Genomic DNA, 15,447 nt, shown 5'->3' with positions numbered 1-15,447 from the left:
CATGGGTAGTACGACACGATGACCACGACCCTGCTGCTCGTCGAGGACGACGCACGCATCCGCGAGGCGCTGCGGCTGGCGCTCGCGGACGAGGGCTACCGGGTCGTCGAGGCCGCCACCGGCGAGCAGGCACTGGACCACCTCGCCACGGACGCGCCCGACCCGGACGTGGTGCTGCTCGACCTGATGCTGCCCGGCATCGACGGCCTGCAGGTGTGCTCGCGGATCCGTGAGCGCAGCGACCTGCCGATCATCATGGTCACCGCGCGCACCGCCTCCCACGAGGTGATCGCCGGGCTGGAGGCGGGCGCCGACGACTACGTGACCAAGCCCGTGGACGCCGGCGAGCTCGCCGCCCGGATCAAGGCCCTGCTGCGGCGTACCCGCCCCGCCGGCCAGGACGACACGATCGAGCTGGGCGAGCTCATCGTGCGGGTCTCGGAGGGCCGGGTGCTGCGCGGCAGCGGGAAGGACGCCGAGGAGATCCCGCTGACCAAGACGGAGTTCCGGCTGCTGTGCACGCTCGCGGCCGCGGGCGGCGCCGTCGTGACCCGCGAGCAGCTGCTGGAACGAGTCTGGGACTACGGCTACTTCGGCGACACCCGCCTGCTCGACGTCCACATCAGACGGCTGCGGCGCAAGATCGAGCCGGACCCCGGGCAGCCGACGGTGATCGTGACCGTCCGCGGCGTCGGCTACCGGGCCGAGGTGGAGGACGGCGGGCCGTGAGCCGGATTCCCTTGCGCGCCAGGGTGATGGTGTGGTTCAGCCTGGTGACGCTCGTAGTCGCCGGAACGTTCGCGCTGGCGACCTGGTACCTGTCCACCGGCTACATGATCGACCAGCGCGAGCGCAGCGCCATCAGCCAGGCCGGCGGCAACGCCCGGCTCGTCGAGGCCGTGCTGCGCCGCGACCGCACCGGGCTGGAGGAGCTGCTCACCGGTCTCGGCGCGGAGGCCGAGTCGGCCGTGCTGCTCGTCGACGACGGGGACTGGATCAGTGGCGGCAACCTGGTGGATCCCAACCGCCTGCCCACCGGGTTCCTCGACATGGTCAAGCGCGGCACCTCCGCACACCAGCGCACGACGCTGGACGGGGCGCCCGTCCTGGCGGTCGGCCTGCCGCTGCACGAGGCGTCCGCCACCTACATCGAGGTCTCGCCCCTGCGCGAGCTGGACCGGACCTTCCGGTTCCTGAGCTGGATCCTGCTGGCCGGCACCGTGGCGAGCGGGTTCGCCGGGGCGCTGCTCGGCCGCTGGGCCACCACGTACGCGCTGCGCCCGCTGCGCAAGCTCACCGACACCGCGGCGGAGGCCGCCCGCGGCGACCTCGGCGTCCGGCTGCCGCCCACCCGCGACCCGGACCTGATCCCGTTCGCCGACGCGTTCAACGACACCGCCGAGCGGCTGCAGCAGCGCGTCGCCCGGGACACCCGCTTCGCCGGTGACGTCAGCCACGAGCTGCGCTCCCCGCTGACCACGATGCTGAACGCGATGTCGGTCCTCCAGCGGCGCAGCGGCGAGCTGCCGGAGGGGACCCGCCAGGCGGTCGACCTGCTCGACACCGACCTGCGCCGCTTCCGGCGGATGGTCGACGACCTGCTCGAGATCTCCCGTGGCGACCAGGACACCGACCGGTCCACCTTCGAGCTCGTCGACCTCGCCGCGCTGGTCCGCGTCACCGCCGGGCAGCACGGGCCCGTGTCGGCCGGCGCGCTCGACGTCGAGGCCGCGCCGTGGGTGCTCGCCGACCGCGTTCGGCTCGAGCGGGTGCTGACGAACCTGCTGGACAACGCGGCCCGGCACGGCAAGGGCTTGGTGCGCCTGGGCGTTCTGACCCGGGACGGCCAGGCCCGCGTCGAGGTCGACGACGCCGGCCCGGGCGTGCCCGCCGAGGCCCGCGAGCACGTCTTCGAGCGCTTCGCCCGCGGCTCGCCCGCGGACCGCGACGCAACCGACAGCGGCGTGGGGCTCGGGCTGGCGCTCGTCAGCCAGCACGTGCGCCGACACGACGGCCAGGCATGGGTCGAGGCACGGCCCGGCGGCGGCGCGCGGTTCGTGGTCGAGCTCCCGGAGGTGGCCGAGTGACCCGCCGGGCGGCCGCGGCCGTCGCCGGCCTCGTGCTCGCCGTCGTCGGTTCGGTCAGCTGCGGGGTGAGCACCCAGGACGAGCCGCTGCCGATCGAGGACACGTCGATCCACCAGACCCCCGCCACGCCGAGCGTCGAGACGGGGCCCGCGACCGCCCCGTCCCCGCCCGACGACTCTCCGCAGTCGTCCACGCAGTCGTCCACGGTCACGCCGCCCGCGGTGCCCACGACCACCCCCGAACCCTGACTACGATCTCCGTCGTGTCGGGCGAGGAGCTCACGGACGTCACAGAGGTCACCGCGCTCGCCGAGCGGTACGGACTGACGCCGCTTCCGGTGGAGGGCGGCCTGTTCCGGCGGACGTGGGCGGGCCCGCCCGACGCGGAGGGCCGGCCGGCGGGCTCGGCGATCATCGCGCTGTTCTCGGCCGACGGTGACCTATTCTCGGCCATGCACCGGCTGCCGATCGACGAGGTGTGGCACTTCTACCGCGGCGACCGCCTGGAGCTGCTGCTGCTCGACCCGGACGGCGGCGCCCGGGTGGAGACGCTGGGTCCCGGGCCGGGCGAGCACGTCCAGCTCACCGTCCCGGCCGGCACCTGGATGGGCGCGCGGGTCGCGGCCGGTGGCCGGTGGACCTTGTGCGGCACCACGATGGCTCCCGGCTTCGTGCCCGCCGACTACGAGAGTGGCGACGCCGACGAGCTGTGTGCCCGCTACCCGGAGGTGGCCGGACGCATCCGGGCGCTGTGCCGGCCGGACGCCGCGCGGCGGTTCGCCGACGAGTCCAGCGACGAGTCCAGCGACGAGTTCACCGACGGGCTCGCCGATGGGTGAGCTGCCCGACCTGGCCGGCACGGTGACCCTGGTGACCGGCGCGAGCGGCACCATCGGGAGCGGCATCGCGCTGCGGTTCGCCGCGGCCGGCAGTTCCGTCGCCGTGCACTACCACCGCGACCGCGCTCGCGCCGTCGCCCTCGTCGAGCGCATTCGGTCCTCCGGTGGCACGGCCCGCGCCCTGGCCGCCGACCTCACCGACGAGGCGGCGTGCCGGCGTCTCGTGGCGGACGCCGCGGCGTGGTCCGGCCGGCTGGACGCTCTCGTCAACAACGCCGGCATCCAGCCGGTCGCCGAGCTCGCGTCCATGTCGGCCGGCACGTGGCGCGCCATGTTCGAGGCGAACCTGACGAGCGCGTTCTCCTGCACGCAGGCCGCGGCGCGGGTCATGCGCGAGACCGGCGGCAGCATCACCCACATCGCGTCGATCGAGGCCGCGCGACCCGCGTTCGGGCACGCCCACTACAGCTCGGCGAAGGCCGCCCTCGTGATGCACGCCCGGGCGGCGGCCCTCGAGTACGGCCCGCACGGCATCCGCGTCAACACGGTGTCCCCCGGTCTGATCGACCGTCCGGGCCTCGCCACCGACTGGCCCGAGGGCATCGACCGCTGGCACCGGGCCGCTCCGCTGGGCCGCCTCGGCGATCCCGCCGACGTCGGCAACGCGTGCGTCTTCCTCGCGTCACCGCTCGCCGCCTGGATCACCGGCCACGATCTCACCGTGGACGGCGGAGTCTCCGCGCGACCCGGCTGGTAATCGTCCACACGAGACGGTTTCGTCCCGTGTGGACAGAGCGGTGAAACCGGCTCAGTACCAGTGCGGCCGCCCGAAGACCCGACGACCCGTGCCGCCGAGGAGGGCGAGAACCGCGCCCACGACGACCAGCACGATGCCGATCGTCCACAGGATTGAGATGTTCGCGACCAGGCCGATGACGAGTAATATCGCGCCGAGAACAATCACGGGGGACTCCTTCGGAGAGAGTCGACGAGCGACTACCGGATCCCGGTCGAGCGAATACCGGATCCTCGTCGAGGGAGGTACCCCCCGCTCCGACCGCCAAACGCGGGGCCGGTCCGCGTCCGCCTACGCGCCGACGTCGCGTCCGGGCAGTGCCGGGTTCGTCGTCGCCCCGGCGCTCGCGCTCCCCACCTGAGCCTCGTACTTGGCGAGGACCCCGGTGCGGTGCGGGTTCGGCGCACGGTGCCACCGTGCCGCGCGCGCCGCGATCTCGTCGTCGGGCAGGTCCACGTCGATGCGCCGTGCCGCCACGTCGATGGTGATCGTGTCGCCGTCGGCCACCGCGGCGATCGGACCGCCACGCGCCGCCTCCGGTGCGAGGTGGCCGGCCATGAACCCGTGGGTGGCGCCGCTGAACCGGCCGTCGGTGATCAGCGCGACCTCGGGTCCGAGGCCCGTGCCCTGCAGCGCTCCGGTCACCGAGAGCATCTCGCGCATGCCCGGCCCGCCCGCCGGTCCCTCGCCGCGGATCACCACCACGTCGCCGGCCCGCACGCGCCCGTCGAGGACCGCGGCCATCGCCGCCTCCTCGCCCTCGAACACCCGCGCCGGGCCGCGGTGCCACAACCGCTCGTGACCGGACAGCTTCACGACCGAGCCGTCCGGCGCGAGGTTGCCGCGCAGGATCGCGAGCCCGCCGGTCGGCTTCAGCGGCCGGTCCAGCGGCCGGACGACCTCCTGGCCCGGTGTCTCCGGCGCGTCCCGGGCCGCCTCGCCGAGGGTGGCGCCGGTGACGGTCAGCGCGTCGGGATCGAGCAGCCCGCCCTCGAGCAGACGTCGCACGAGCAGCGGCACACCGCCCGCCGCGTACAGGTCGGTGGCGACGAACCGGCCGCCCGGCCGCAGGTCGCAGATCAGCGGGGTCTTCGCGCTGATCTCGTCCAGGTCGTCAATCGTGACGTCCACGCCCATCTCGGCGGCGACGGCCAGCAGGTGCAGCACCGCGTTGGTGGACCCGCCGGACGCGGCCACCGCGACCATCGAGTTGCGCACCGACGCGCGGGTGATCACGTCGTGCGGCCGGACGTCGTTAGCCAGCACGTCCATCGCGAGCCGGCCGGCCGCGTGCGCGACCTCGCCCTTGCGCTCGTCCTGGGCCGGGACCATCGCCGAGCCGAGCGGGCTGACGCCCATCACCTCGAACACCATCGCCATCGTGTTCGCGGTGAACTGCCCGCCGCACGCGCCGAACCCGGGTGAGGCGGCCTCCTCCAGCTCGCGCAGCTCGGCGTCCGTGAGCCGGCCCGCGGAGTGCGCGCCGATGCCCTCGTACACCTCCTGCACGGTCACGTCGCGGTCGCGCCAGCAGCCGGGCCGGATCGACCCGCTGTAGAGCAGCAGACTCGGCACGTCGAGCCGGGCCATCGCCATCACCGCCGCGGGAATCGTCTTGTCGCAGCCCGCGATCGCGACCAGCGCGTCGAAGCAGTGCCCGCGCGCGACCAGCTCGATGGAGTCGGCGATGACCTCCCGGGACACCAGCGAGGTCCGCATCCCGGGCGTGCCCATGGTGATGCCGTCGGAGATCGCGATCGTGTTGACCTCCATGGGCGTGCCACCGGCCGCCCGTACACCGTCCTTTATGGACTCAGCGAGCGTGCGGTGGGTGAAGTTGCACGGCATGGTCTCGGTCCAGCAGTGCGCGACACCCACGAAGGGCTTCGCGAGCGCGTCGGCGTCGTAGCCCATGCCCTTGAGCTGAGCTCGCGCCCCGGCCCTGGCCGGACCCTCCACAAGAGACCGTGAACGATGCTTGAGATCCATGGCGACTCCTCAGTGACTCCCCGGGCGTCCGGCCGGAGGGCGCGAGACAACGGTAACGCCGCGCGCGCCCCACGCCGCAACGACGACCGGGCCGCACCCCCGCGGATCGGCGTGGCCGCCGGTCGCCGCGCCGGGTGCGGCTCGCTCGGTTCGTGGAGTCCTCCGGGTGCCTGTCGTCGCTATCGGCCGCTGATCGCGGGCCGGGTGGTGCTCAGCGGCGCAGTCCCGGTGGCAGGCTGAACGCGTCCGCCCGAGCGAGCGGGGACCGGTCGTCCGGGCCCACCGGTGCCAGCTCCTCGCGAAGGATCGTGTCGATCTGGTCGGACGCGCGCCGCAGAGCGCGTCTCGCGGCGGCGACCGCGCCGACGACCAATGCGATGCCGAGCACGACCGCCATTGCCGGGATGACGACGGCCGGTGGCGTGCCACGCCATCCGGCGAGCGCGCCGGCCAGGAACAGAATTCCCAGTGCGGCAAGGATAATCGCGGTTCGGTGGACCGGACGTGCCGCGACCCGGGACCAGGTGTACATATCTCGCTCCCCTGACGGTGTTGGAAATTTCATCGCGGCCGCTGCGAGTCGTGTTACCAAAGCCGCAGGTCAGGCGGCTTCACTACGATACGTAGCCGAGTGCAGGTCCAGCTCGCGGCGCCGGTTACGCCAGGTGAGGACGCCGGACAAATTATGAGCGGGATTCATTTCGGCGGGCCGATACCGGTCCGGTCACGTTGAATTCACTCAGAGAATTCCGGCGGCCCGCCTTACCCCACCCGAGTGATAACCGGCCGTTGAGCTGCGGGGAGAATGATCGCGTGGACGCGGCGCGCGTGATGATCGTCGAGGACTCCGAGGCCATCCGGCTCTCGGTGGAGTCGGCACTCGCCGAGGCCGGGTACACCGTGCTGGCGCGGCCGGACGGGACGGACCTCGAGCAGCAGCTGGCGACCTTCCGGCCCGACCTCGTCGTGCTGGACGTGATGCTGCCCGGCCGGGACGGGTTCACGCTGCTGGAGTCGATCCGCCGGCAGTCGGCGGTCGGCGTCGTGGTGCTCACCGCGCGCGACGCGGTCGACGACCGGCTGCGCGGGCTCGGCGGCGGCGCGGACGACTACGTGGTCAAGCCGTTCGTGCTGGCCGAACTGGTCGCGCGGGTGGAGGCCGTGCTGCGCCGGCTCGGCCGCGGGCAACCGGTGATCGAGGTCGGCGACCTGGTCATCGACGCCGAGGCGGGTGTCGTGCACCGCGGTGGCGTGCCCGTCGAGCTGACCGCGACCGAGCTGCGGCTGCTCGTCTTCCTCGCCCGCCGCCGCGACCGGGTCGTCGGCAAGGTGGCTCTGCTCGCCGCGGTGTGGGGCTACGACGACTACGCCGCGAACCTGGTCGAGGTGCACGTCAGCGCGCTGCGCCGCAAGCTGGAGGAGCACGGGCCACGGCTGCTGCACACCGTGCGCGGCCGCGGGTACGTGCTGCGGGACGGGCCTGGATGAGCACGCCCACGGGGTCGCTGCGCCGCCGGGTCACGCTCACCGCGCTCGGGGTGCTCGGGGTCGTACTGCTGGCCGCCGGGCTGACCGTCAACGCCGTGTTCAGCACCCAGGGCGAGCGCAGCCTGGGCGCCCTGCTCGCCGGCCGGGTGCAGCTCGCCAAGCAGCTGGCCAGGCAGAACGTCGCGCCGGACGCGCTGGTCCGGCGGGTCGACGCGCCGGGGCTGCGGGTGTCGCTGCGGCTGCCGTCCGGCGAGCTCATCGGTGCGCGGCCGGTGTCCGCCGGCGGCGAGGCGCGGCAGGCGCGGGCCCGGCTGAGCGGGCCGTCGCGGATCGACGGCGCCCGGCTCGTGGTCAGCGCGGACACGCGGCTGCTGTCCGGTGCGCAGCGGACCCTCCAGCAGGTGCTCGTGATCGCGGGCGTCGCCGCGCTGGCGCTGACCGCGCTGGGTCTGGTCGTCGGCATCCGGGTGGCACTGTCACCTTTGGACGCGATGACCGGGCTCGCGCGCTCGATCGCCGGCGGGCAGCGCGGTGGACGGTTGCGACCGTCCCGCCCGGACACCGAGCTCGGCCGCACGGCGACCGCGTTCGACGAGATGCTGGACGCGCTGGAGGGTGCGGAGCGCACGGCCCGGACGTCGGAGGAGCGCACCCGCCGGTTCGTCGCCGACGCCGCGCACGAGCTGCGCACGCCGATCGCCGGGGTGCGCGCCGCGGCGGAGGCGGTGCTGGATCTCGGGCCCGACGCCGACGAGTCGCTGCGGGACCGGCTGCACGTGTTGCTGGTGCGGGAGTCCGAGCGCGCCGGCCACCTCGTCGAGGACCTGCTGGACATGGCGCGGATCGACGCCGGCCTGACGCTGCGCCTCGACCCGGTCGAGTTGCGGGCGCTGGCCGCGGCGCAGCTGGAGCGGCTGCGGTTGGTCGCGCCGGGGATCGAGACCGGGCTGACGGGCGAGCGCGTATGGGTGACGGGCGACGCGCACCGGCTCACCCAGGTGCTCGCGAACCTGATCGACAACGCCCGCCGCGCGATGGGCGACACGGGTACGCTCACGGTGTCGGTGAGTCGGGCGGGCCCGGCGCGGGTGCTGGTGACCGACTCCGGCCCGGGCGTACCGGAAGCGGACCGCGAGCGGATCTTCGACCGCCTCGTCCGCCTGGACGAGGCCCGCAACCGCGACGCCCCCACCAACCCCATCACCCCGGGCCCCGAGGACCCCCGCACCCAACGCGTCGGTGGCACGCGGGAAGAGGCCGAATGGGCCACGCAACGCGGCGTCGGCGCCCGAGGCAGTGGGGGAACCCGAGGTGGCGCCGGCCTGGGCCTGGCGATCGCCCGCGGCATAGCCCGCGCCCACGGCGGCGACCTGCGCTGCGTCCCCCGCACCGACGGCCTCCCGGGCGCGGCCTTCGAACTCACCCTCCCCTAGGCCAGGAAGGACGCCATCCGGTCATCGAGCGTCCGGAAGGCGTCCTTCCTAGCTTTTTGCCGCGGTCCAGGGACCCGCCAGCGTCGGACTCGCGGGTCCGGAACGTCGGACTCGCGGGTTCAGGTGTGGAGTAGGGCGGTCAGGCGGCCCTCGTGGTTGTCGAGGATCTTGGCCGGGTCCGTGCCGAGGACGTCGGCGAGCATCGCGGCGTACACGTCGCGGAAGTCCGTCGTGGACTTGAGGTCGTCGTCGTCCAGGTCGGTCAGGCTCGGCTGCTCGCCGTAGAAGCCGCCCGCCACCCGCTCGCCCAGGACGAACACCGGGCCCGCCGTGCCGTGGTCGGTGCCGTCACTCCCGTTGCCCTTCACCCGGCGGCCGAACTCCGAGTACACCAGCACCACCGCCTGCTTCCCGCGTTCGCCGCGCGCCAGCCGCTCGGCGAACGGCGTCAGCGCCGAGTCCAGCTCCGTGAGCAGCCGCTCCTGCGTGTCCCGCTCGTCGGCGTGGGTGTCGAAACCCCCGAGCGACACCGAGTACGCCCGGGTCGGCACGCCCGCCTCGATCAGCCGCGCCACCACGTCCAGCTGCGCGGCGAGCCCGCCGGCACCACCGGCCGACGCACCCTTGTTCCGCTCCTCGTCCTGCTCACCCGGATCGTCCGGCCCCGCCACCGCCCCACCCAGCACGCGGGCCGCGCTGTGCAGATCGGCGATCGAGCGCGCCGCGGTCGCCCGCCACCGCTCCTCCCCCGCCACCGGCTCGCCGAGTCCGGCGAACGCGGCGGCCATGTCCCCCTTCGGCAGCTTCAGGCCACCCGCGGGCAACGACGCCGCCGCGGTCTTCTCCCCCGCGAACAGCGGTGGCAGCACCGGGTCCACGGCCAGCGCGTGCAGCGGGTTGCCGTCGGTCTCGTCCAGCCAGCGGCCGAGCCAGCCGCTGCGCACCGAGCTCTTCGGCGAGCCGGTCTGCCAGATGCCCATCGACCGGAAGTGGCTGTGGTCGGGGTTCGGGTAGCCGACGCCCCGCACGATCGCGAGCTTCTTGCTGTCCCACAGGCCCTTCATGCCCTTCATGCCCGGGTTGAGGCCGAGCCCCTCGCCGAGGTCGAGCACCTCGTCGGGCTGGTAGGCGAGCTCCGGGCGGGCGTCCTGGTAGGCGTCGTCGGCCGCGGGCACGACGGTGTTCAGGCCGTCGTTGCCGCCGTACAACGTGAGCACGACGAGTACGCCCGCCTGCGGGTCCAGCGGCTCGTCGGCGGCCGCGGACATCAGGCTGTCCCAGTCGACCTGGGTCGCACCCGCGGCCAGCGCACCGGCCGCGGCGACCCCGGTCCAAGCCAGGAAACGCCGGCGGGTCAGGGGATTCAGGTGGTCGTTCATCCACTCACCACGTATTCCGGTGCGCACGCCGCGAGGGCGGCCACCTTCGCTCGGTCTCCCGCGACCTTCGTGAGGGCCGCGCGGGTGCGGTCCGACCAGGCGTCGACGGCGAGCAGCTCCCGCATGCCCTCCACCCGGTCCGCGTTGCTCAACGACTCGAGGTTCGCCTGCCCGACGACCAGCCGGGCGACCTTCAGGCGGGTGAGCCCGGCCGCGGTGGTCAGCCAGGACGCGCCGGACGGCCAGCCGCCGACGCTCGGGGGCCGGAACGGCTGCTGGCCGAGCCCGTGGAGTCCCTTGTAGACCTTCGCCTGGACCTTCTCGTCCAGCGTGGACGGCCGGACGCCCAGCGCGCGCATGAGCCCGACGAGCCACTCCACCGGCTGCTTGACCAGGCTGGCGGCCTCATCGCGGAACGCCGGCTCCTCGGCCATCGCGCGCAGCGTCGCGCGGATGTCGCGGTCGCGGCCGTACGCGGCGACGAGCCGGCCGCGGGCCGCCTCGTCCGGCGGGGTCGGCGACACCAGCCGGTACCACAGCCGACCGATCACGAACGGGGCCGACTCCTCCCGGCCGAGCACGAGGTCCACAAACGACGTCGCGGTGTAGGAGTCCTCGGTGCCGAAGATCTCCGCGGGCTCGTCGTCGTGCCTCCGTGGCACCAGCTTCACCTCGCCAGTCTCCCGGTCGACCGTCCAGCCGGTGAGCGCCCGGGCCGCCTCGCGCACGTCGTCCTCGCTGTAGTGACCGACGCCGAGCGCGAACAGCTCCATGAACTCGCGCGCGAGGTTCTCGTTGGCCGCGCCTGCCTTGTTGTCGTTGCCGTCCAGCCAGATGATCATCGCCGGGTCGACGATCATCGCGTGCGCGAGGTCGGTGAAGCTGCCCAGACCGAGCCGGCGGAACATCTCGTTCTGGGCGAGCATCAGCGCCGCCACCTTGACCTTCTGCGAACTGGTGGCGAAGTGGCCGTGCCAGAACCAGGTCAGCCGCTCGGTCGTGGCGACGTCCACGGCCACCATCCGGTCCAGCCACCACGCGGCGAGCTGCTTCTGCTGCTCGCCACGCTCCCGGCTGGCGCGCTTCTTCGCCTCCTGGTCGTCCTTCTCGGGCCGCGGTGGCGGCGGCAGGTCGGGCGGCGCCGGCGCGTCGCCATCCGGCGGGGCGGCGAGCAGCCGGTCGAGCGCCACCGCGAACGGCTGGTCCAGCTCTTCCGGCCGGGCACCGAAGCCGAACCGGTCGTAGAGCCGGCGCACCGCGCTCCGTTCGTTGAGTGCGACCATGTGCCGATCATGTCGACGGGCCCGCGCGAGGGCCACCGAACCGCGTGCTTCTTCAGCAAACCCTCAGCCGCAGGCCCGGCGCCCGGAATACAGGCGCGCGAAGGGGCGTTGACCTCCTACGATGCCCTGTGCCGGCGATCGGCCGTGCGACCGGCATTCCCTCTCGGCGCTCCAGCAGTGGGGCGCCACCCACCGACTCACTTCCACGGGCACGCCCGCGCGCGGGCGGCCCGGCGCCGTGATTGGAGGCGGCACCGTCATGGACAAGACGACCACCGACTGGCGGAACCGTGCCGCCTGCCGGGACGAGGACCCGGAACTGTTCTTCCCCATCTCCGACGTCGGCCCCGCAGCCCGGCAGGCGGAGCAGGCGAAGGCCGTCTGCGCACGTTGCCCGGTGCGGGCGCAGTGCCTGAACTTCGCCCTGGACAACGGGCTCGACCACGGCATCTTCGGCGGCACCACCGAACGCGAGCGCCGCGAGCTCGCCCGCCGCACGCGCCGGGCACACCAGGCCGCGTGACTGGAAGGACGCCTTCCGGACGCCCAGCGTCTGGAAGGCGTCCTTCCAGGCCGTTCGGTCCACTATGGACGACGCCTCGGGTACCGGTGCAGGAGCACGGCCAGGAGCAGGACGAGCCCACCCGCTACCACGGCCACCCAGGCCACGATCGTCGCCGGCGAAGTGCCGGTGACGTAACGGTTCTGGATGACCACGGCGCGGTACGGCTCGTCCGCCACGGCCCGCGTCAGGCGGATGTCGCCGGTGATGTCCTCCGGCTGGAACGTCGCGTCGTAGCGGGTGAGGAACGTCGGCCCGTCGACCATCCCGGCGAGGACCGGGTGGCCGGACAGGTCGGCCGGGCGCACCCAGTTCGCGTAGGTCAGCTCCGGCTCGCCACCCTCCCGGGCCGGGTTGCCGGCGTCCATCCGGTGGTCGGCGAGCACGTAGAGGCGCAGCGGCTGCGCGTGCTCGGCGGTGGCGGACAGCCGCATCGGGTACACCGGCTCCTCGGTGCCGAAGGTCAGCCGCATCGGTGGCAGCCCGTCGGCGAAGGTCGCGCCGCTGGTGTCCGGGGTGAGCCGGACGGCGACCACGAGCCAGCCCTCGGCGAGGTAGGGCGTGAGCGCGCCGGCGAGGTCGTCCGGGAGCGTGAAGTCGTGTTCCGCCAGCCAGTCGGTCACCGCGCCGGAGTCCGTGCCGGCGAGCTGGGCGACCTCGAACGGCCCGACCTTCGTATGGTCGGTCACGGTCACCCGCTCACCACCACCCGGCGCGGCGGCCCCGTCGGAGCCGTCCTCGTCGACGACGACCTCGCGGTACACGACGCGCGGCCGGCTGATCCGGTCGAGCTCGGCGAACACCTCGGCGTCGGCGAGCTCGAAGCGCGCGCGGGCGGGCACGGGCATGAGGAACGCCGCCCGGGTCGCGTCGGTCCGCGTCGCGACGTTGAGCGTCACGGTCTCGGTGTCGCCGGTGAACCGCACCAGGGCCGTCTCCTGCACGGCCCGCAGGCGCTCGTCGGCGATGATCGCGCCACACGCGCACGCTCCGGCCACTCCGGGCCCCAGGCCGAGTACACCGAGGGCAACGAGCGGCAGGATGAGCAGCTTCGCTAATGTCCTTCGCACGGCCGTGGGACGTGGCGCTCGGCGACGCGGGTTGCGGCCGTGATCCTTTCGTCACAACGCTGCCCTCGTGGGAAGGTGCCGGAAATGACGAGAAAACCCACCGTGGCGGAGCTGCGGGAGCTGTGGCGGCTCACGTCGCTGATGCCCCAGGAGGACGTGCTCTTCACTGCCACGTACGAGTCGCCGATCAGGGGCGCGGACGGTAAGCCGCTCGGCACCGCGATGGTCGCGTTGCTCACGGCGGACGAGAGCTCCTTTTCCGACATGCACCGCCTGCCGACCGACGAGGTCTGGCATTTCTACCTCGGCGACCCGATCGAGTTGCTGCTGCTGCATCCCGACGGACGCGACGAGCTGGTGATACTCGGCACGGACGTGCTGAATGGGCAACGCGTCCAAACGGTCGTTCCGCACGGCACCTGGATGGGTGCACGACTTCGTCCCGGTGGGGAATACGGCGTGTACGGCAACACGATGGCCCCGGGTTTCGTACCGAGCGACTTCGAACGCCCGAATGCCGGCGAGCTCGTCGAGCGCTGGCCGCACCGGGCGGAATTGATCACGGCCCTTATACGGTCGCCGCACGCCTGAGCGACGGGTCCGGCATTTCCACGTCGAGCGCGACACGACCACTCCCCGAAGCGGAATCCTCACGGTCCGAGACGGGTCGGCCCTGTCAGGGGCGCTGCAACTTGCCCTCCGCAAGCAGCACGCGACGTTGCGTATTCCCACAATTTGACAGTCCACTTGGAGCAGACCGAATTTATTGATACTGTTTGTCTCGAACTGATAGTTGTGTTCGCAACCCACGTCTCAGAAGGTGCTCTTCAATGGCTCAGAAGGTTCTTGTTCAGCTGGTCGACGACCTTGACGGTACGGCGTCGGGCAGCGTTAGCACCGTACAGTTCGGGCTGGACGGCGTGACATACGAGATCGACCTCACAGATTCCCATGCCGAGCGACTCCGCGGCGCGCTCGCGGATTACGTCAATTCCGGCCGCCGCACGGGCGGGCGCATCAAGCGCGGCTCCGGCACCGGCCGCAATGGCGCGGCGAACAACGACGCGAGCCAGATTCGGGAATGGGCGCAGGCGAACGGCATCGAACTCGCCGCCCGCGGCCGGATTCCCGCTCATGTCGCCGAGTCATACCGCCAGGCTCAGCAGGAGGAGAAGGCCGGCGGTTCGACCAAGCGCCGCTCGCGTGCGAAGAAGGGCTGACCGAACGCCCCCGCGAAGGCCCGGCCGGAGAAATCCGGCCGGGCCTTCGCATTTCCACGGCGGACGGGCCGGTCAGGAGAGAACGGCGACGGCGAGCTCGTGAACCCGGTCGTAGGCGTTGATCTCGACGGGATTGAAGCGGTTCTTGGTCACCGCGACCGTGATCCCGGTGGCGGTGTCCGCGTACGCCGCGCTGCCGCCGACGCCGACCATGCCGAAGACCGTCGGGGCGACCGGGCGCTGGCCGAGGGTGCCGACCGTGTAGCCCAGGCCGTAATGCGCGGGGGCGCCGGTCATCTCGTCGGTGCCGCTCGTCGCCACCGTGCTCATGGCCCGCAGCCGCGCCGGCGAGACCAGGCGCACGCCGTCGACCTCGTCGAGGAGCGCGGCGTACATGCGGGCGACGGCGCGGGCGGACAGCACGCCCCAGGAGGGCGCGTCGGCGGCGAGCAGATCGGTGCGGTTGGCGAGCGTGGCGCCGGGCGTGAGGTCGGGCGGGCCGGCGTTGAACAGCGGTAGGTCCGCCGCCACCGAGGCGAACATCGCGGCCCCGGCGGGATCGTCGGTGAACCGGGCCAGCCGGCCGTGCGCCGCGGCGGGCACGCCGAAGTACAGCTCGTCGGCCACGCCCAGCGGCCCCGCCACGTCCTCGGCGAGCACCCGCGAGATCGGCCTGCCGGTGGCCCGGCGCACGATCTCGCCGAGCAGAAAGCCGAAGGTGAGCGGGTGGTAGCCGGCGCGTTCCCCCGGCACCCAGCGCGGCTCGAGGCCGGCGGTGAGCGCGCACATGGCGTCCCAGTCGGTGATGGTGTCCGCGGCGAGGTCCTTGGGCAACGCCGGCACGCCGGCGGAGTGCGTCAGCGCGTGCCGCACGGTGGCGCGGTCCTTGCCGTGCGCGCCGAACTCCGGCCACAGCTCGGCGATCCGCGTGTCGTAGTCGAGCACGCCGCGCTCGGCCAGGACGTGGACGACGGTCGCGGCGACACCCTTCGCCGTCGAGGCCGCGAAGAAGACGGTGTCCGGCGTGACCGGCCGCCCGGTCGCCGGGTCGGCCGCCCCGACGGCGACGTCGGCCACCAGCTCGCCACGCCGGTAGACGGCGGCCTGCACGCCGTTCTCGGCCCCGGACTCCACCATGCCCTCGAGGAGCACCTGGATCTGCTCGGAAAGATCGCTCATGTCATTCCTTCGGTCGCGGCGCCGGTCGCCGGCGCCTCCTCGGCGGTAAGTCGGAGCGCTCGGACCATTCTCGACACAGCGCTTGACCTGGTCCCACGCGAACGGCGACGCGGGCAGGCACAC

16 protein-coding genes and 1 pseudogene are annotated in these 15,447 nt (G+C 72.9%); 10 read left to right on the top strand and 7 right to left on the bottom strand.

Annotated features, from left to right (window positions below):
- The first annotated feature begins 18 nt into the window (after window positions 1–18).
- The 5 genes from ACRDTB_RS09780 to ACRDTB_RS09760 are packed head-to-tail and all read left to right on the top strand — an operon-like array spanning window position 19 to window position 3,682.
- Complete coding sequence (locus ACRDTB_RS09780) at window positions 19–729, top strand: response regulator (protein ID WP_431429710.1); 711 nt, start codon at window positions 19–21, stop codon at window positions 727–729.
- Window positions 726–2,087, top strand: a complete 1,362-nt coding sequence (locus ACRDTB_RS09775; RefSeq protein ID WP_431429709.1) for a HAMP domain-containing sensor histidine kinase — start codon at window positions 726–728, stop codon at window positions 2,085–2,087. Before ACRDTB_RS09780 ends, ACRDTB_RS09775 begins: the two co-directional genes overlap by 4 nt.
- Window positions 2,084–2,335: a hypothetical protein gene (locus tag ACRDTB_RS09770; protein WP_431429708.1), complete on the top strand. Its 252-nt coding sequence runs from the start codon at window positions 2,084–2,086 to the stop codon at window positions 2,333–2,335. Before ACRDTB_RS09775 ends, ACRDTB_RS09770 begins: the two co-directional genes overlap by 4 nt.
- Window positions 2,336–2,349: 14 nt before the next feature.
- Window positions 2,350–2,925, top strand: a complete 576-nt coding sequence (locus ACRDTB_RS09765; RefSeq protein ID WP_431429707.1) for a cupin domain-containing protein — start codon at window positions 2,350–2,352, stop codon at window positions 2,923–2,925.
- 1 nt (window position 2,926) lies between these two features.
- On the top strand, window positions 2,927–3,682 hold the full coding sequence (locus tag ACRDTB_RS09760; protein ID WP_431429737.1) for an SDR family NAD(P)-dependent oxidoreductase: 756 nt from the start codon (window positions 2,927–2,929) through the stop codon (window positions 3,680–3,682).
- A gap of 51 nt (window positions 3,683–3,733) precedes the next feature.
- On the opposite strand, the gene ACRDTB_RS09755 is transcribed toward ACRDTB_RS09760, so the two are convergent.
- From ACRDTB_RS09755 to ACRDTB_RS09745, 3 genes are all read right to left on the bottom strand, one after another.
- Window positions 3,734–3,889 carry a hypothetical protein gene (locus ACRDTB_RS09755; protein WP_431429706.1) on the bottom strand — a complete coding sequence of 52 codons (156 nt, stop codon included), beginning with the start codon at window positions 3,887–3,889 and terminating at the stop codon, window positions 3,734–3,736.
- Between the two features lie 123 nt (window positions 3,890–4,012).
- Window positions 4,013–5,710, bottom strand: a complete 1,698-nt coding sequence (ilvD, locus tag ACRDTB_RS09750; RefSeq protein ID WP_431429705.1) for a dihydroxy-acid dehydratase — start codon at window positions 5,708–5,710, stop codon at window positions 4,013–4,015.
- Window positions 5,711–5,921: 211 nt separating this feature from the next.
- Complete coding sequence (locus ACRDTB_RS09745) at window positions 5,922–6,242, bottom strand: hypothetical protein (RefSeq protein ID WP_431429704.1); 321 nt, start codon at window positions 6,240–6,242, stop codon at window positions 5,922–5,924.
- Between the two features lie 299 nt (window positions 6,243–6,541).
- Here ACRDTB_RS09745 and ACRDTB_RS09740 point away from each other — a divergent pair, with 299 nt between their 5' ends.
- Complete coding sequence (locus tag ACRDTB_RS09740) at window positions 6,542–7,198, top strand: response regulator transcription factor (RefSeq protein ID WP_431429736.1); 657 nt, start codon at window positions 6,542–6,544, stop codon at window positions 7,196–7,198.
- Window positions 7,195–8,355, top strand: a pseudogene (locus ACRDTB_RS09735) (sensor histidine kinase); the annotation flags it as partial. The gene ACRDTB_RS09740 and the pseudogene ACRDTB_RS09735, both read left to right, overlap by 4 nt.
- A 395-nt stretch (window positions 8,356–8,750) precedes the next feature.
- On the opposite strand, the gene ACRDTB_RS09730 reads toward ACRDTB_RS09735, so the two are convergent.
- Together ACRDTB_RS09730 and ACRDTB_RS09725 are read right to left on the bottom strand one after the other, a co-directional pair.
- Window positions 8,751–10,010: a DUF1501 domain-containing protein gene (locus tag ACRDTB_RS09730; protein WP_431429703.1), complete on the bottom strand. Its 1,260-nt coding sequence runs from the start codon at window positions 10,008–10,010 to the stop codon at window positions 8,751–8,753.
- Window positions 10,007–11,293 carry a DUF1800 domain-containing protein gene (locus ACRDTB_RS09725; RefSeq protein WP_431429702.1) on the bottom strand — a complete coding sequence of 429 codons (1,287 nt, stop codon included), beginning with the start codon at window positions 11,291–11,293 and terminating at the stop codon, window positions 10,007–10,009. Before ACRDTB_RS09725 ends, ACRDTB_RS09730 begins: the two co-directional genes overlap by 4 nt.
- A gap of 259 nt (window positions 11,294–11,552) precedes the next feature.
- Between ACRDTB_RS09725 and ACRDTB_RS09720 the strand changes: the two genes are divergently transcribed.
- Window positions 11,553–11,816: a WhiB family transcriptional regulator gene (locus ACRDTB_RS09720; RefSeq protein ID WP_431429701.1), complete on the top strand. Its 264-nt coding sequence runs from the start codon at window positions 11,553–11,555 to the stop codon at window positions 11,814–11,816.
- 62 nt (window positions 11,817–11,878) lie between these two features.
- Here ACRDTB_RS09720 and ACRDTB_RS09715 read toward each other — a convergent pair whose 3' ends face one another.
- On the bottom strand, window positions 11,879–12,925 hold the full coding sequence (locus tag ACRDTB_RS09715; RefSeq protein ID WP_431429700.1) for a DUF2330 domain-containing protein: 1,047 nt from the start codon (window positions 12,923–12,925) through the stop codon (window positions 11,879–11,881).
- Between the two features lie 84 nt (window positions 12,926–13,009).
- On the opposite strand from ACRDTB_RS09715, the gene ACRDTB_RS09710 reads away from it, so the two are divergent.
- Window positions 13,010–13,516, top strand: a complete 507-nt coding sequence (locus ACRDTB_RS09710; RefSeq protein WP_431429699.1) for a cupin domain-containing protein — start codon at window positions 13,010–13,012, stop codon at window positions 13,514–13,516.
- Between the two features lie 239 nt (window positions 13,517–13,755).
- A complete protein-coding gene (locus tag ACRDTB_RS09705) occupies window positions 13,756–14,145 on the top strand; it encodes a histone-like nucleoid-structuring protein Lsr2 (protein WP_431429698.1) in 390 nt (129 codons plus the stop codon).
- A gap of 72 nt (window positions 14,146–14,217) precedes the next feature.
- On the opposite strand, the gene ACRDTB_RS09700 is transcribed toward ACRDTB_RS09705, so the two are convergent.
- Window positions 14,218–15,324 carry a serine hydrolase domain-containing protein gene (locus tag ACRDTB_RS09700; protein ID WP_431429697.1) on the bottom strand — a complete coding sequence of 369 codons (1,107 nt, stop codon included), beginning with the start codon at window positions 15,322–15,324 and terminating at the stop codon, window positions 14,218–14,220.
- Window positions 15,325–15,447 lie beyond the last annotated feature (123 nt).

It is taken from the genome of Actinophytocola sp. (assembly GCF_050699935.1).
GTDB lineage: Bacteria > Actinomycetota > Actinomycetes > Mycobacteriales > Pseudonocardiaceae > Actinophytocola.
This window is presented reverse-complemented; position numbering and strand designations above follow the sequence as displayed.

Excerpts from the sequence above, each read along its gene's own strand:
- ACRDTB_RS09780 (WP_431429710.1), top strand. The coding sequence starts at position 19 with ATGACCACGACCCTGCTGCTCGTCGAGGACGACGCACGCATCCGCGAG.
- ilvD (WP_431429705.1), bottom strand. The coding sequence starts at position 5,710 with ATGGATCTCAAGCATCGTTCACGGTCTCTTGTGGAGGGTCCGGCCAGG.
- ACRDTB_RS09745 (WP_431429704.1), bottom strand. The coding sequence starts at position 6,242 with ATGTACACCTGGTCCCGGGTCGCGGCACGTCCGGTCCACCGAACCGCG.
- ACRDTB_RS09740 (WP_431429736.1), top strand. The coding sequence starts at position 6,542 with ATGATCGTCGAGGACTCCGAGGCCATCCGGCTCTCGGTGGAGTCGGCA.
- ACRDTB_RS09730 (WP_431429703.1), bottom strand. The coding sequence starts at position 10,010 with ATGAACGACCACCTGAATCCCCTGACCCGCCGGCGTTTCCTGGCTTGG.
- ACRDTB_RS09725 (WP_431429702.1), bottom strand. The coding sequence starts at position 11,293 with ATGGTCGCACTCAACGAACGGAGCGCGGTGCGCCGGCTCTACGACCGG.
- ACRDTB_RS09720 (WP_431429701.1), top strand. The coding sequence starts at position 11,553 with ATGGACAAGACGACCACCGACTGGCGGAACCGTGCCGCCTGCCGGGAC.
- ACRDTB_RS09710 (WP_431429699.1), top strand. The coding sequence starts at position 13,010 with ATGACGAGAAAACCCACCGTGGCGGAGCTGCGGGAGCTGTGGCGGCTC.
- ACRDTB_RS09705 (WP_431429698.1), top strand. The coding sequence starts at position 13,756 with ATGGCTCAGAAGGTTCTTGTTCAGCTGGTCGACGACCTTGACGGTACG.
- ACRDTB_RS09700 (WP_431429697.1), bottom strand. The coding sequence starts at position 15,324 with ATGAGCGATCTTTCCGAGCAGATCCAGGTGCTCCTCGAGGGCATGGTG.